This window comes from Candidatus Brocadia sinica JPN1 (assembly GCF_000949635.1).
GTDB classification, from domain to species: domain Bacteria; phylum Planctomycetota; class Brocadiia; order Brocadiales; family Brocadiaceae; genus Brocadia; species Brocadia sinica.
In genome coordinates, this window is the sequence record NZ_BAFN01000001.1 from 3755470 (window position 1) to 3771866 (window position 16397).

Consider the following 16397-nt stretch of genomic DNA (forward strand, 5'->3'; position numbering starts at 1 on the left):
TGCTTTATTCTAGGAGAGGCGTTAACCAATCCCTAAGTCTCTTTGGGATAAGATTGGATTTTTAATTGGCCACCATATATTAAGTTCTGGGTCATTCCACACTAGGGTAAATTGATTGGCACGATTATAGTAGGTGCTTTGTTTGTAGCTAAATATTGCCTGTTCACTTAAAACCAGATGGCCAATGCCAAAATTTGGAGGCACTAAGACTTGAGTACAATTTTTTTCTGATAAGGTGAAAGATTCCCACTGGCGATACTGTGGGGAATTCTTATCCCAATTAACCACAACTAAATAAAATTTGCCATATAAACAGGAAATTAATTTCCATGTCTCATTATCACCGTGAATACCGCGTAAGACATGCCTTGATGAAATAGAAATATCATCCTGGATAAATTTTACTTTTATTCCGGCATTTATGTAAAGCTGTTCGTTGTACAATTCAACATACGTTCCCCTGAAATCTTCAAAAATAGTAGGAGGTTTAATCGTTAAAACCTCTGCAAGTTTGCTTTGTTTAACTTCCACGTTAATTCTCCGTAAATTATTGAATATCTCAATTCTATGCTTTTGTTGTTCTGATAGCTTTGATAGTAGACACAAGCGCTTTCAATCTATTTATTAATTCATGAGTTCCTTCCTTGGGTGATGCTATTGAAAGACAAGTATTTACAACATCTTCTAATGAAGCTAATGAAGTATCAGTTAAGCCTTGTAAAAAAGGGTATACATTTTCCGTCGTCGTTAATAAATTGTTTAGTATATTTACAATTTCTCGTAATTGATATCTTGCTAAAATTCCTTTATTGAGAACACTACGCACACATTGATTTTTTAACAGTCGATATAATATCTCGATGGCTGTTCAAAGCATCCGCAAGCCAATAGGTGGCTGTTCTGCCGTAAGATGTAACAATAAAATATTTTTTCATAAATCAGAACACCTTAGATGGCATAGCCGTTATTTTTCCTTTGGTATCCATATCACATAAGAATGGGAATCGTCATATATGTTGCCAAATTGTTGATGGTGCATTGCAACTATTTGGATCTTTCCTTCAACCTCCAATTCCTGCAAACGGGTAAGATAGCCATCTAGATAATTTCTTCTCTTGTGGTACTTAAAGGCGAGAAAGTCGAGCAAGCAATCTTGGTTGTAAAGCTCACAAATACATTCCACATTAATGCATAAATCGGGAGATTCTTTCAGCAGGAACTGCAGAAAGGCTTCATGATTCCTTCCTATCTGCTCGAGTGCTCCAAAAGTATACACTGCGCTGTTCTCATTCAGATGCAAATTTGCATCAGGGGCAAAGAAATCAAAATGACGCCCTTCTATCTGCCAGCCAAAATGTTTTGCCAAAAGCCTGATAATTTCCTGTGAAGGTTTTGCCCAGTCAAGTCCATAAAGCTTCTTCTCAGGATAAATACCTGCCAAAAAGGCAAGGTGAGTGGCAGGGCCGCAACCGAATTCGTAGATAGAATCGACATCTTTCAAATATTTATTGAATATCCAGTTACGAAAAACCTTGGTACAGTTAAGGACGAAATCAGGATCAACTGGCATCACATACTCACGATTGAGCCGAACGGGAACATTTTTCTTGAAGTACTTTGGCACGAGTTTGGAGATATCGTATCCAGAATCAACGAAATCATGGAGATTTTCAGTCCAACCTCTTTCCCATTCCGGCTTTCTTTCCTCCCCGGATACACCTAAATTGGTCGAATCAATTCTTTTTAGTATATTGAGTATCAATTTGTCTCGCTCAGTACTAGAAAGTCGTTCATAACGAAAATTCATAGTATTTATAAGTTCCTTACAACTATTAGCAATATCGTCTGCAGTTGTACCGAATAACCGGGCAAAATCCTCTATAGTCACTTCTGCCAAATTTTTCTGGCTATGCACGGCATCGCTCCGATGATCTCTTTCTCTTATTTTCTGCAAGTAAGGTATCGAACTTATCCCTGAATGCTCTCAGTTCTTCCAGGCCAAGCTGATACGGCTTAATGTAAAAACGCTTATTATCAGTGTAATGGAATCCATTCATACGCCAGAGGTTGTTAACGTCAAATTCTTCAATAAAAAGATTATCTCTCAATGCCTGTTCAAATACCGATGTACCTGGAAAAGGTATTAGATTGGTTACATACGTCTCATCGACGTTTATTTCCTTAATCATGTTATATGTTTCCATAAGTGTTTCCTTTGTGTCTTCCGGCATACCGATTATGAAATAGGCTTTAAAATATAGATTCCTATATGATTTGGCCATTTGCGTAACTTCAAATATCTTTTCTCTCTTCAGGCGCTTTCCCATGATCTTGTTTCGGATAAAATCAGAACCACTTTCAATGGCAATTGCCCCTCTTACCCACCCAGCCTGGACCATCATATCCATCACTTCTCTGTCCAGGGCAGACACCATCAACCCATTAGGAGTTTCAAATTGGATGTCAAGATTTCTTTGCATAACTTGTTTACATATTTCCATAATATGCTTTTTATTAATATTGATATTGTCATCCATAAAAGAAAAATGCCTCTGACCATAGGTATCATAAAGTAATTGTATTTCATCAACAACATGGTCAGGCAATCGGGTTCTTATCTTTGGACCCATGACCAAAAACATAGAGCAAAAGTTACATCGCATCGGACAACTCCTGCTGGAAATAATAGGAACTGTCATATGAAAGGATAACCCTTTTGGATTGTGCCAATGAGATGTATCGTGATAGTAATCTTCGAAATTAATCAAATTATAGGCTGGAAATGGGAGGTCGTATGTTTTTTCTATAAAAGTTTTTTTGGGATTAACCATAACTTTTCCGTTATTTCGATATGCAAAACCTTCAAGCTGCTCAAAAGGAAAAGAGTTATTCTTTACAGCACTTGCTAAAGCTACAATCTGCTCCTCACCCTCACCGACCACCACGTAATCAATGGACGGGCAATTCTTAAGAATTTCGGCCGGATAAATGGTTGGATGCATTCCTCCGATCACAATGGGAATGGTGGGAAAGTGGTTCTTGATTGACTCGGAAAGTTTCAGTACTGATGGGAATTGCCCGGAAAAAAGGCATCCTATTCCAATTAAGGAAGGTCTAAAGTCAGAAATCTGCTCAGTAATAATGATATTTAAAAATATATCAGTACTATCAGTAACTATCTCCCATGGTTTATAGGTATTCAAATCCAATATACTAACCGTAAAATCCGCTCTCTGTAAAACTCCAGCCAAATAAAGTAAGGACGGTGGAGGTATAAATTCTTTATTTGGCATATATTCAGGTGTTGGTGGATTGATTAATATAATCCTCATTTGAAATTCCTTCTTATTGAGAGAACGTATGAACTTTTCATCATTTTTTTTGATAATAAGTTGGTTATTCAATTACTGCATATGACATGGTAGAACCAAAAGGAAATCTTTCTATTCTCAGCTTGTTTAAACCTATCTCCTGCATTACTGCAATTGTTTCACCTGGCCAAACCTCGTGGTTTAGCTCGTCAAAAGCTATGATGCCTCCCTTAGGAATCCTCGGTATTAGATGCTTAAGGGCAACGACTGTTGGTTCATATATGTCAAAATCAAGATACAAAAGGCTAACAACAAGATGTGGATTTGTCTTTAGATATGTGGGAAGAGATTCGGCAACATCGCCTTTAACCAATTTAACTTTCTCTATGTGGTTGAGAAAACGATTTTTATTATATAAGGCAATACTATTCAGCAAGTCATCATAAGTATCTATTGCCAATCCTCCATTTTTACCCTGAAATGCGGTGCCTGTTTTATCCATTTCAGAAAAAGATACAAAACCTGCAAAAGTGTCAAAACCGATAATATTTCGAAGATGATTCAAAGGTTCAAAAATTTCACTTAACTGCGCCCACGCCATCAAACCACCACCATAGAGCACACCACATTCGACGATTGAACCATGAACATGCAGAATTTTTCTAAAAAGCTCATACCTGCAAAAGAATTTTCTTAGATCCTGCGTTGGCACATATTTGGTAAAATTCTGCAGTTTCTCAACGTTGCTTCCAATGCTGTTTGAAAAATAATCTTCCAAAATAACCCGAAATTGAACTTCACTAGTTGTTGTCCTTGCTGGCTCTAAAAATCGTGATGGATCTTGAAGAGTCATGGCTTACTTTCTTTGTTTAGCAGAATTGTCATAAAAGCTGTTGTTTTCATATATCAATTTAATTCTTGCCACTTCTTCAGCATTCAATGCTTCCAAACTGCTGACCAGGGCATTTTCTCTGACTTCATTACAATTCATCATACCGGGAATAACTGTTGAAACGCTTTTATGGTCAAGGCAGAACCGCAACGCCAACTGTGCCGGAGTACGGTTCTTCCCTTGGTTCAGGAACGAAAATAAACCGGGTGCCTTAGCCCATCTTTGCCGTTGGTCTACTGGCCAATTCGTTCTGTGATCTATACCTTCAAATTTTTCGTTCCCATGCAACTTGCCTGTTAAATATCCAAAACATAGCGGCGTTCGTGCAATAACCCCTACCTTCTTCTCATAAGCTAAATCAAACAGGCCGTTATTAATTGCTCTCTGATCAATCATGTTAAAATTTACCTGAACTACGTTAATACCAAATTCTTGAATTGCCACAAGCCCATCATCAGGCGATCTTACAGAAATCCCGTATGCATGGATTTTCCCGGCTTCTTTAAGGGTTTGCAGTGTGGCAACAATTTCTCGATCCTCTCTTAGCATTTCAATAGTTGGGCTGTGCAGAAGATAGATATCAACATAGTCTGATCTTAATCGCCTTATGCTGGCATCTAGCTCCTGTCTTATGTATGCAGGAGAAAAGTCGCATGGCATGTCGAAGCCAGTATGCGGAAGCAAACCAACTTTTGTAGAAATAATGATTTTATCTCTAACATCGTGCAATGCGTCACCTAGAACTTCCTCACTGTGGCCGTTACCATACAGGTCGGATGTATCATAGAAAGTTATTCCAGAATCAAAGGCAAAACGTAAGGCAGCTTTAGAGACATTGTCATCGACCGGACCGTATGAATTACCGCCTAGCCCCCAGGTTCCAAAACCGATTTCTGATACTTCTATTCCAGTATTACCAAGTTTTCTGTATTTCATTGATTTTTCCAGTATAATAGTTCCAACTTAGTTGATTCTGCTTTTACCCTTCATTCTTATGCTTTCAGGGGATTTCTGATAGGTATCACAAAACCACCTGATGGTGTTTTCCAAACCGGCCTTAAAAGGTGTATATTGGAATTTTGAGATACTGATAAAGCGGGAATTATCTACGCTCTTTTTGAATATTCCATTTGGTTTTGTTGTGTCAAATTCAATGCGACTGGTATCAATATTCAAGAAGCTGGCGATAAGATATGCTATTTCCTTTACAGAAAGCTCTTCCGTTGTGCCAATATTTAGTATTTGCGCATCATTATAATGGTTCAGGCACCACATGAAAGCCTTAGCGACATCCTTTGCATAAGTATATTCCCGAAGGGGAGTGCCGTCACCCCAGATAACTATTTTTGAATTGCCATGCCTGTTTTCATAAAAGCGTCTGATAAGCGTTGGAACCATGGGTGCATCATCATAATTGAAGTTATCGTTTTCACCAAATATTCCGTTTGGCACCAAACCTATGATATTTAAACCATATTCTGCCCGGTACGCTTTAATGGCAGGATCAACCAGCCTTTTAGCAAACGAAGAACCGTAGTTCGATTCGTGTGGATGACCGTTGTGAATGTACTCTTCTTTGAGGGGGAGTGACGCATCCGCCGGATACATGCCAGTAGTAAGGGTCATAACAATCTTTTTTACGTTGCATAGCCTGCCTGCCTCTAGAATGTTAAAATTCATCAACACGTTATCCCGTAATAGGGTTGCTGGATATTTCATACTCAGACCTATACCACCGCTAATTGCCGCCAGATGAATGATGGCGTCCGGCTGTAATCCGCTTACGTATGCGATGGTTTTATCTCTATCGACCAGATTGCAATCCTTTGAATTTATGAAAAAGAACTTACTTTCCGGATAATCACCGATTATGGATTTTAAGGCACTGCCAGTTACAGCAGAGCCTCCTGTTACTAAAATCTTATGATACACAGCGCCTCCTTAAAGATTTTTATTTCTTTTTCCACAACGAGCGGCAGGTGCTTGCTATCGCATTAGCATCAAAATTGAGACGACGCCTAAGTTCGTCTTGCCGTAAATTCCCAAGGACAAAACTATCAGGGGGGCCAAGCCGAATCATTCGAGGAGTCGTTTTGGCACTTATATGCCATGCGCTTATGGCGGCCCATAGTCCGCCATGTGGGACATGCTCCTCTACCACCACCATGGTGTGTACTTCATTTGCCAACGAATTCAACGTGTTCGTATCCAAGGGCTTTACTGTGTGCATTTGATAGGCAGTTGGAAAAATCTTGTCCGGTTCGAGAAGTTTCATTGCCTTCAGTATTTCGTTGGCAATTTCACCAGTACCAATAATGGCTATTTGCTCTCCCTTACGAAGAAGCCTGGCACGTCCTAAAATTGCTGGTTCAGAGGCTTCATACGACGGCTCACCAAAGCGGCCTACGGTGAAGTATGAAGGCCCTGGTAAATTAAATAGTTGAGGGAAAAGTTGTACTACTTCGTCCGGGTCTCCAGGGGCTACTACCGTCATTCCAGGAAGTACTGACATGAGCGCAAGGTCATCAGCGGCGTGGTGTGAAACACCGCTGGTCGAATAAAGATATCCCCTGCCTGCTCCTATGATAACAACCGGTAAATTTGGGTAACTTACACAATAACGAATTTGCTCGAAAGGTCGAGCTGTTGCAAACGAGGCAATAGAGTAAGCTACAGGACGCCAACCAACTGTTGCAAGCCCTGCAGCTGTGTAAATCATTTGTGCTTCAGCAACACCGACATTTATGTAGCGTGGGCCAAACCTTGCATGAAATTCATCAAAAACCTGGAATCCGAGATCACCGGTAACAAGAACAACACGAGAATTCTGTTCCGCAATCTGTGTAAGTGTATCTGCGAATGCTTTTCTCATGCATTTGACTCCGTATAAAAGGGGACTTCGCTTAACTCTTGCATAGCTTTTCTAAGGTCTTCATCAGATGGCACCCGGTAATGCCAGAGTACCTGATTTTCCATAAAACTGACACCAGCACCCGCTACTGTTTTTGCAATAATTGCTGACGGACGCCCTTTTTCAAAAGGGAATTCCTTTAAAGTTTCAACAATCTCTGTGATATTGTTTCCATTTATCATTCGGGTAGTCCAGCCAAACGCATTGTATTTTTCTTCCAGTGATGTGAAACCCATTAGTTTATCTGATAGACCTACCGACTGAATCCCATTATTGTCTACGATAAGCAACAGATTATCGAGTCGATTTGCCACGGCAAAAGTAGCTGCTTCCCAGGTACTCCCCTCGTTACATTCTCCGTCACTGATAAGAACCGCCACCCTTGCTTGTATTCCATCCATTCGCAAGCCGTAACTCATGCCTGTAGCCATACCAAGCCCGTGTCCCAGGCTTCCTGAAGAGCATTCGAGAATCGGGAGGGCGTGAATACATGGATGACTCGGTAAGGGAGAATCATTTTGTGCATAACTGGAGATCCAGTGTTTGGGGAAAAAGCCACGATCAGCCATTACGGCATAAAGTGATGAACATGCATGTCCTTTACTGAATATGAAACGGTCTCTGTCTTTTCTATTTAAGTCATCGGGTGTAACTTTAAGCCAGGTGTAATATAGTCCGACCAGTAAATCAACGCAACTTAAAGCTCCATTTAAATGTCCCTCTTTACCGTCATGAGCCATTTTAATACAGGTTGCCCTGATACTTCTGGCTTTATTTTCAAGCATTTGAATATCTTTTTGATACAACAATTCTTTATAGAGGTTCTTTTGCATAGTGAAATTCACTTATAAAATTAAATTTTTTGCAATGTCTGGCAGTTATAACTTTCAAGTTCTCGCGATAAGATAATAGATTGATTATTCCGTTCTTTCTCAATTCCTGAATAATCTTCCTCAAAATTATGGTAAATAATCTGGCTCCCGGAGAAATCAAATTTAAAGGGTACATAGATTAAATTATTTAACACCTCCTTTACATCTTTGCGTTTGTCTGGAGGAGTAAAGAGAAGCAAGAATCCTCCGCCCCCTGCCCCAGTTAACTTACCACCAATTGCACCCGCAGTAATAGCTTTTTCATAAATTCCATCGATATGTGGATTAGATACATTGGAACTTAAACTGCGCTTAACCAGCCACGATTCGTGCATCAATTCTCCAAAAGCGGTAATATCATGGTTACTATTAAGGATAGAAATACTTTCTTCCACAATATCCTTCATGACGCGTAACTGTCGTTTGCGCTCTTCTATACCATTAACATAGGAGCTTGCAACATCAGAGGCGGTACGTTTCATACCAGTATAAAACAACATAAGATGTGAATTAAGTTCGTCAAACCGTTCTGATGCCAATACTATCGGACGAACGGATATTTCACCGTTTTTAAGAAAGAGAATCTGATTGAAGCCACCATGGGCTGCGAGTACTTGATCCTGAGAACCAACGGTTTCTTTCAGGAGTTCTTGCTCAATGAAAATGCTTTCTTTTGCTAACTGATGTTTGGTGGGCATGTAGCCTTTCAGTGCATAGAGCGCATGGAGTAACCCAACTGTAAAGGAAGAACTTGAACCCATACCGCTTCTGGCTGGCAGGTCACCCACGTGATGTATCTCGATACCCCGTTCGAGCTTCAAGAAATTTAAGATTTCACGTACAGCAGGATGATTGATTTCCTGAACATCAGCACAATTTTCAATTTTTGACCAAACAATACGAAATTTGTGTTCAAAAAAAGGAGGAAAATATCTGCAGGTAAGATAGCAATACTTATCAATAGTTGTAGCCAGCACAGCCCCACCATGTTTTTCATACCATGCTGGGTAATCGGTTCCACCGCCAAAAAAGGAGATACGGTAAGGTGTTCTGCTTATAATCATTTTTCTCTCCTTAGTTAATGGATGATACCTTAATACTACTCTTTAAAAAACCTCCTGCTGCTGCATAATCTTGTGGTACTCCAATATCAATAAAATTTCCTTTGCTCCGAAAGCCATAAAGTCCCTTGCTAATCCACAAGGGAAATATCTCATGCTCCAGCGAAACATTTGTGTCTTTCGGTATCGATTCTAGAAAGGTATGATTTAAAAGATACACTCCGGCATTGATTAATCCTATCCCGGTTTTCTTGCCTTTTTCTTCAAAAGATATGATTTCACCATCCACCGACAAGTGGACGGAGCCGTAACGACCAATATCTGGTACTTCCGTCAAAAGCAAAGAAGCGGTTGCCTTCCTTGTAATGTGTTGGTTCAGAAAATAAATAAAATCGGTTTGGCAAAATGAGTCACCATTTAAGACCAACACGGGTTCTGATTTTAACAGTGGAAGCGCTATTCTAAGTGCACCTCCGGTTCCAAAAGCTGACTGTTCCTGGGAATATGAAAGTGCAAGACCGTTATAGAACTTGCCGAAAGTTGCTTTTACCTGTTCTCCTAAATAGCCTGTACACAACACAACTTTTTTTACTCCTGCTTGACTTAACTGATCCAGCAGGTAAGCCATAAAAGGACGGCCATTTACTTTTGCCAGGACTTTCGGCTTGCCAGATACTACTGAACGGAGACGTGTTCCAAGCCCTCCTGCAAGAATAGTTGCTGTAATTTTCGATAAGTTATTCAATAGTGTTAGTTGTATCTTGTAATAATATAAGAATATAATTCCGTATTACTTTAAACATTGCCATATTTGCTGTTTGTAATTATTCTATATCCTTTAATGAGTTCCTTTATTCCCATTTCAAGTGAATAAATAGGTTTAAATCCTGTCTTTTCTATTTTTTCGTTTGATACGATGTAGTCTCTCTTATCGGGATCTTCACCTACCGGTGACTCTAAATACACGAAATCGGGAACTTGCTCTTTTATTTTTATACAAAGTTCAAGCTTTGAAAGATTGGCATCTGATAAACCCACATTATAAGGCTCGTTTTTCATGATATTAAAATTGTCTATGGCGTGGATGAACGCCCTTGCCACATCACGAATATGGACATAATTTCTTTTGAAATGGCCTTCAAAAATCACTACAAATCGGTCTTTAACAGCCCTATAGGTAAAATCATTTACCAGTAAGTCGATCCTCATCCGTGGAGACATGCCAAACACTGTAGCTAGTCTAAAACTCATAGCATTTCCTCTATCAAGTGCAATTTTCTCCGCCTCTACTTTTGCTTTGCCATACAAAGAAATCGGCTTCAAAGGGGTTTCTTCAGTGCAATACACCCCTTTTTGCCCAATACCATATCCGCTATTAGTTGTAGGTATGATTATTTTCTGTTCCTTTGATGCAAGCTTTACCAAGGAAGCAGCAGCGTCTCTTATGGTAGTTACAGTTCCTATCTTATCCCTGCTGCAAAGTGGAGCACCTACTAATGCTGCCAAAGGGATAATATAATCGGGTTTTTGCAGAAGAGGCTTTAAAATATCCTCATCTCTTGCATCTCCTTTTACAACATTAAAGTTTTCGTATATACAGCATTCGATTAACGAATTTTGTCCAAACACGAAGTTATCCAATACAGTTACGTTGTGCCCTGATTTTAATAATTCTGGAACCAGTATTGAACCTATATATCCTGCACCACCGGTAACTAAGATGTTATAGCCCATTAGAATACTACTCCTTGTGTAATTTCCCAAAATAATAGATTGAAAATCTAGGAATGTTGCCTGGATGTTGGGCAATCATAATACCAAACGCGGATAAAACTAGTTGGAGAAGCATGAACATGTTTGGTATGAGGTATTATGAGATACGAAATAGGAAGTAGACAATACATAAGTATGCAATAGCAAGAAAAGACTAATGGCTAAAATTGTATCTCTCGGGAGTGTAAAGAAAAAATTTTTTGAAGAGAAATAAGAATAAAAAATGTTTGAAAAATATACATGATGATAAAAATATGAATGTTCAGATACAAATTTCTACGAATATTAATTTCAAGTTTAATAAACAACAGGCATGACGGGAGATCCCAAATATTTGGCTCCGAGGATTTTTATTTTTCATCCCGATTGATGACCAACCCTTCAAACCATTTACTGCCAAGAACCCCAGAAATTTTCTTTTATTGCCCTGATATCAGATGAAACAAGAACTATAGTTACGCAATTGAAAAGAAATCGATGATAAGGGCAGCTAATCAATTACAAGACTAATCCGTTTATGCAATGGTTGTGGCAAATCGGCTAAAAGGGCTTTTATGTCTTGTTGTTGGGGTTGTATGGCTAATGACTTTTCCCAGACAGTCCGTGCTTTAAGGTGGTTTTTAGCCATTTTATAACAATGTCCCAGTAAATTATAAAGTGGTACCATTTCGTCATTTTCTGTATGGGCGTTTTCTGACCAAAGTGAGTTGATACTGTCGGATGCCTCTTTGTTTTTCATAAATTCTTCCAGGGTGGAAACGGCATCTCCATATTTTTCTTGTTTGTAATAAAGATTTCCAAGGTTGTAAAATGCCTCTAGGTATGAATTATCAAGTTTAATAGCCATTGCGAAGAAGGTTTCTGCCTGCTTGTCCATGCCCGAGTCCACGCAGCACTCGCCCAGCAGGTTATACGCCTCTATGTTATTTTTATCTATGAGTAACGTTTTCCTCAGATAGTGCATTGCTCTGGTATATTTTTTTTGAAGGTGATAGATAATGCCCAGCAGAAGATTCACTTCTGGTAGAGATGGATTGCTCATGAGTATATGCAAAAGTATGTTTTTAGCCTTTGTATAATCGTTTTTTCTGATGAGTAGTTTACAAAGGGATATAGCTGATGGTATGGATTCCGGCTTTAATCTGTGAGACTCGGAAAAAAAGGATTCGGCCTCAATTTCCATCTTATTATGGACGCAGCACAATCCCATGAGGTAATAGGTCTCATGGTCATCGGGATTAGCGAGTACAACTTCTTTAAAATGTGAAAGTGCCATATTGTATTCCTTGCGTTCCATATGCAAAACGGCAAGATTGTAATGTGCTTCTGTCAAGGAAAAATCTGCCTGTAATGCTTTTTTGAAGTTGTTAATCGCCTCAGTATATTTTTTCTTTCTGGTGCAAAAAATACCAAGGTGATTGTATCCTTGTGAGTAATCAGGATTTATTTCGATTGCTGTCTTTAGATACGGATAAGCTTCGTCCCAGTTGCCTTTTTCAATGTTTGCATTTGCGAGTGTTACGTTTGCTTCAAAATCGGTGCGATTGTCCTTGAGGTTCTCATTGATGGGTACAGTTTGTAATGAATTTTTTTTCATTAAATTTAACATGGTTATTTTCCTTTCTTTAATATTTATAGAGAAGAAATTGGTTCTCTTTCCTTTGAATCTGTTTGTTTTGAGTTCTTTCGTAACTTTTGAGCAATTTCAGCTATGGCATGTTTAGATACCGTGGCTGCCTTCTTGTTTTCTTCCTGAATCTTTTCAAATATTTCTTCCCGATGAACCTTAACATGTTTCGGTGCAATGATACCCAATTTAACCTGTTTACCCTGACAGTCAACAATGGTAACTTTTATCTCATCACCTATGGTAATGCTTTCTCCTAACTTCCTTGTCAGTATTAACACGATATTTCGCCTTTCTGAAAATTGATGGACTAAGTTCGAATAAGTGGATGATGTAAACTATAATAGTCTTCAGTTACCACAAATTGTTTTCCTTTTTTATTTTTCATATTGATAATTATAGGGCCCTTGAGATTTATGGTAACGTCTGATGGACTATTCCCTAAGGTGACCGTACAAAATGTTTCAACGTTTTTTATATTCTTGATGCCTAGTGATGACAGGTCATCTATGAATTTCACCGGATTATAGTCGATAAAAAAGGGCATTGGGTTAAGGATAGGAAAAGCAACGAGAGGGTCTTTTACTGAAACCAGCCATTCGAAGGGAAGGCATTCTTCAATATCAACGATAACAAATTGCTTTAAATCTTCAAATCCCAGGAGACCACTTTCAAAAGTTATAATGTTTTCTTTTTCGATGCGTAAATTACCAAATTTTTCTGTTGATAAATTTAATGTATTACCGTTTCCTAGCAGTTTGTCTTCCATTTTTAACATGTTTAACTCCTATCTTAAAATTTTAAAGTGGCGTACTTTTATAAAGACAATTAGCAAACATTATACCATCTGAAAATACTTCAATGTGCCGGAGAGTAATAAGGTCCTATAGTCTTTCATGGGTGATAGTTAAAGATTCTTTTGCGCTATGGATTTTTGTAAAAAATGTGATCAGGAGAAAGGAGGGGGGGAAAATTCTTCCGGATTGGTATCTGTCGTTGGGGAAGTGGGTATAATTTCTTTACAATAATGAGTAATTTTTGAACAATATTTTTATCGTAAAAAATCAAGAAGGGTGGGTTGAATAATCCGTGCGCCTGTTTCTAAAGAGGATTGCAGGATGTTTTCCTGATGCTTCAATTCCATAATCAAAGATGCTATATCAGCATCTTCTGTATATGATATCAATTCTTTCAATGCTATTCGGGAGTTTTCAAGGCTGTGTGCAGTCAATTCCAACCTGCTTGCCTTTGCGCCGAACCTGGTAATCTCTGATAATAAAGTGCCTGTTGTGGTATCTAAAGTACTCCTCAAATCTAAAAAAGCGGAAGAATCAAAAGTACTTGACTCGAGCGCGTCTCTTAACGAGATTAAGGTCGAAAAAACGCCGTTATTTTGAAAGAATGTTCCACCGGGTATATTTACTTGTATGTACGTATTTGGACCTAGCTGATATTTAATTTCTTCATTATTGCCTACGTAAGATATTGAGGATATTTTACCGTTGCCATCGCGCGTAGCTGAAAAGGGGATCGTGGAGGTTTTTGTGCCAGAGAATATGTACTGACCGTCGTTATCCGTGTTTGAGAATTGCAGAACAGATTCCAACAATTCATTCAACTCACTGGCGATGACCTTTCTTTCGGGTTGCCCAAGTGTATCGTTCGTAGCTTGCATGGTTAGTTCTTTTATTTGAGCCAGGATCTCCTGAATGCTCTCAAGGGTATTGAATGTATAATTTATTTGCTCTTTTGCTGCCTCCGTATTATCTGAAAATTGCTGGAATTGAATTTCTTCCGTCTTTAACCCGAGGATTTTACGCGTACCTGAAGGATTGTCTGAGGGGCGGTTTATTTGTTTTCCGCTCGATAGCTTTTCCTGTATCTCCTGCATTTTTTTAAAATTGAGGTTTATGTTAGAAAGTATAGTCCGGTTTATACTTTCCTGGGCTATTCTGAATGACATTCTTTATTCCTCCATAATAGTTTAACCAAACGAGCTTAATAATCTCTCTACAAGCCCGTCAACGATGGAGATATATTTTGCAGAGGCTTGATATGCCTGTTGAAACCTTACCAGATTGACTAATTCTTCATCCGTAGAGACACCCGATATCTCATCCCTGCGATTCCCCAGACTTGTTTCTAAGGCAGTAAAACTTTCTTCAGATTTATAGGCATTGCTGGCTTCCTCTCCCAATGACGATGCTATCTGGTGCAAATAATCACCAAATGTTGTATTATCGATAGCGCTAGTGTCATCCTGTAATGCTGCCAAACGCAATGCATTTGTGTTATTTCCTATCTCGCCTGTCGAGGCAGCAATCAATGATACATCTTTATCAATATCCGGATTTATGGCTATATCGGAGGCATCGGATCCACTAAAGAAAGTATTAATTCCCAAGGCTGCCAGTAAATCGGTGGTATCAGAGTCGTTTATAACGTCTAATGAAAGTGTATCGCCTGAGGTAATTGCATCGCCAGAAAAAGAGAGAGATACTCCATTTGCGACGTTGATTATATTACCCGGTGTGTAATCACTGCCTACGTCGAGTGTTGCTATAACTGCTCCGCTGCTGTTTTTCACCTCAATCTGGAGTCCCGCAGTGCTTCCGATTGTGCCGGTACCCAGGGCGGTAAAAGTATACACATCGTTAGATTGTCCTGAGTAAATACCTGAAACGGAAACCGTGGAGGTTCCCAGTGACCCGGGATTTGGGTCTAAGGCATACGAAAAATTGTATTTGTAACCAGAGTCGGCTTTGATGAGAAGTTTATTGTCCACGATGGATGCCGAAATGTTTGCAAGACCGTCTATGGAGGTCTGGAGGTCGGTAAGGGAATCTGTTGTAACATCCACAGAAATTTTGTTCTTTGTTACTTCTCCTGTGCTTGTATTGATTACCGTAATATAAATATCTCCTGAAGTGGGCATAATATCCAGCCCGGTTGAATTTAACGCCGCGGTGGTACTTGATACTGTGTTGGTTGACAGTATACTGGCAAATCCACCCGATAGCCCCACGCCCTCGCTATGAATGCGATTAATGTCCTTTATAAGGCCGGATGCCAATGTGTCTAGTTTATCATCGTAATTTACAATAGTTTCATTATAAAAGCTTTGCAATCCTTTTATTTCACCGGTTTTAAAGACATACTTTGAGTTTTCACTCCTGGAATTTACGACATTGATGTCTCCAGAGGTATCTATTTCAGTAGTGATGCTTGTGGAGTTTGTACCCGATACTAAAGTTCCACCCGATGTTGCGACATTTACTATTCCATTATCCTGGCTAATAACAGTGATGTTGATCAACTTGCTGAGATCGAGCAACAACGCCTCTCTCTTATCCAATAGGTCGTTGGATTCAATGCCTTTAACTTTAAGGGCAGAGATTTGTTTATTTATACTTGCTATGTTTGCTGTCAGATTGTTGACGTCTGATATTTTGCTTTCTATGCTTTGTTTGACAAATATTTTCATCTGGTTCAGTTCATTAATTGTTCTATGGAAGGTATCGGTCAGTGTATTGGCTTTTTCCAAAAGAGTTGCGCGTGAACTTATATTTTGCGCGTTTTGTGAAAGGTCGTTTATGCCTCTGAAAAAAGACGCCAATGCATTATTTAAGCTGGCTTCGGAAGTTTCATTAAAAACGGTTTCCAGTTCTCTGAGATACTGACTTTGTATGGATGCATTGCCAAGGGATGACGAGATATCTCTCAAACGGCTGTTGAGGTAGTCATCTTTATGTCTAATGATCTTTACGATCTCTACACCCTGTCCAATGGTGCCTGCTGTTGTCATTACGGGTAGTTTTGTTGCCATGATGGTTGACTGTCTTGTATAGCCTTTTGTATTTGAGTTTGAAATATTGTGGGCCGTGACCAGCATGGCACGTTGGGCGGCTAATATTCCACTTAAACCAATTTGTAAATCTGAAGACATATTC

General features: G+C 39.1%; 16 protein-coding genes. All 16 read right to left on the reverse strand.

Annotated features, from left to right (window positions below; translation table 11 throughout):
• Positions 1-21 precede the first annotated feature (21 nt).
• Positions 22-531: a dTDP-4-dehydrorhamnose 3,5-epimerase family protein gene (locus BROSI_RS17195; RefSeq protein WP_052565046.1), complete on the reverse strand. Its 510-nt coding sequence runs from the start codon at positions 529-531 to the stop codon at positions 22-24.
• A gap of 433 nt (positions 532-964) precedes the next feature.
• Positions 965-1954 carry a class I SAM-dependent methyltransferase gene (locus BROSI_RS17200; protein WP_157842601.1) on the reverse strand — a complete coding sequence of 330 codons (990 nt, stop codon included), beginning with the start codon at positions 1952-1954 and terminating at the stop codon, positions 965-967.
• A complete protein-coding gene (locus BROSI_RS17205; protein ID WP_052565050.1) occupies positions 1908-3332 on the reverse strand; it encodes a B12-binding domain-containing radical SAM protein in 1425 nt (474 codons plus the stop codon). Before BROSI_RS17205 ends, BROSI_RS17200 begins: the two co-directional genes overlap by 47 nt.
• A gap of 64 nt (positions 3333-3396) precedes the next feature.
• Positions 3397-4089: a TylF/MycF/NovP-related O-methyltransferase gene (locus tag BROSI_RS17210; RefSeq protein ID WP_200891781.1), complete on the reverse strand. Its 693-nt coding sequence runs from the start codon at positions 4087-4089 to the stop codon at positions 3397-3399.
• Positions 4090-4167: 78 nt separating this feature from the next.
• Positions 4168-5139: an aldo/keto reductase gene (locus tag BROSI_RS17215; protein WP_052565053.1), complete on the reverse strand. Its 972-nt coding sequence runs from the start codon at positions 5137-5139 to the stop codon at positions 4168-4170.
• A 27-nt stretch (positions 5140-5166) separates the two neighbouring features.
• Positions 5167-6135, reverse strand: coding sequence for an NAD-dependent epimerase/dehydratase family protein (locus tag BROSI_RS17220; protein WP_052565054.1), 969 nt, complete (start codon positions 6133-6135; stop codon positions 5167-5169).
• Positions 6136-6154: 19 nt separating this feature from the next.
• Positions 6155-7075: a transketolase family protein gene (locus BROSI_RS17225; protein WP_052565056.1), complete on the reverse strand. Its 921-nt coding sequence runs from the start codon at positions 7073-7075 to the stop codon at positions 6155-6157.
• Complete coding sequence (locus BROSI_RS17230; RefSeq protein WP_052565058.1) at positions 7072-7947, reverse strand: transketolase; 876 nt, start codon at positions 7945-7947, stop codon at positions 7072-7074. The genes BROSI_RS17225 and BROSI_RS17230 overlap by 4 nt, the downstream gene beginning before the upstream one ends.
• 20 nt (positions 7948-7967) lie before the next feature.
• A complete protein-coding gene (locus BROSI_RS17235) occupies positions 7968-9050 on the reverse strand; it encodes a GHMP family kinase ATP-binding protein (RefSeq protein ID WP_052565060.1) in 1083 nt (360 codons plus the stop codon).
• Positions 9051-9060: 10 nt separating this feature from the next.
• Positions 9061-9792: a nucleotidyltransferase family protein gene (locus tag BROSI_RS17240; protein WP_200891782.1), complete on the reverse strand. Its 732-nt coding sequence runs from the start codon at positions 9790-9792 to the stop codon at positions 9061-9063.
• Positions 9793-9842: 50 nt separating this feature from the next.
• Positions 9843-10781, reverse strand: a complete 939-nt coding sequence (locus tag BROSI_RS17245; protein WP_052565064.1) for an NAD-dependent epimerase/dehydratase family protein — start codon at positions 10779-10781, stop codon at positions 9843-9845.
• Positions 10782-11310: 529 nt separating this feature from the next.
• Positions 11311-12429, reverse strand: coding sequence for a tetratricopeptide repeat protein (locus BROSI_RS17250; RefSeq protein ID WP_052565066.1), 1119 nt, complete (start codon positions 12427-12429; stop codon positions 11311-11313).
• Between the two features lie 23 nt (positions 12430-12452).
• Entirely contained in the window at positions 12453-12728 is a 276-nt protein-coding gene (gene csrA, locus BROSI_RS21075) for a carbon storage regulator CsrA (RefSeq protein WP_052565067.1), read from the reverse strand.
• Between the two features lie 29 nt (positions 12729-12757).
• On the reverse strand, positions 12758-13225 hold the full coding sequence (gene fliW, locus BROSI_RS17260) for a flagellar assembly protein FliW (protein ID WP_052565069.1): 468 nt from the start codon (positions 13223-13225) through the stop codon (positions 12758-12760).
• A gap of 273 nt (positions 13226-13498) precedes the next feature.
• Positions 13499-14410: a flagellar hook-associated protein FlgL gene (gene flgL, locus BROSI_RS17265; protein WP_052565071.1), complete on the reverse strand. Its 912-nt coding sequence runs from the start codon at positions 14408-14410 to the stop codon at positions 13499-13501.
• A 21-nt stretch (positions 14411-14431) separates the two neighbouring features.
• Entirely contained in the window at positions 14432-16393 is a 1962-nt protein-coding gene (gene flgK / locus BROSI_RS17270) for a flagellar hook-associated protein FlgK (protein WP_052565072.1), read from the reverse strand.
• Positions 16394-16397: the final 4 nt, after the last annotated feature.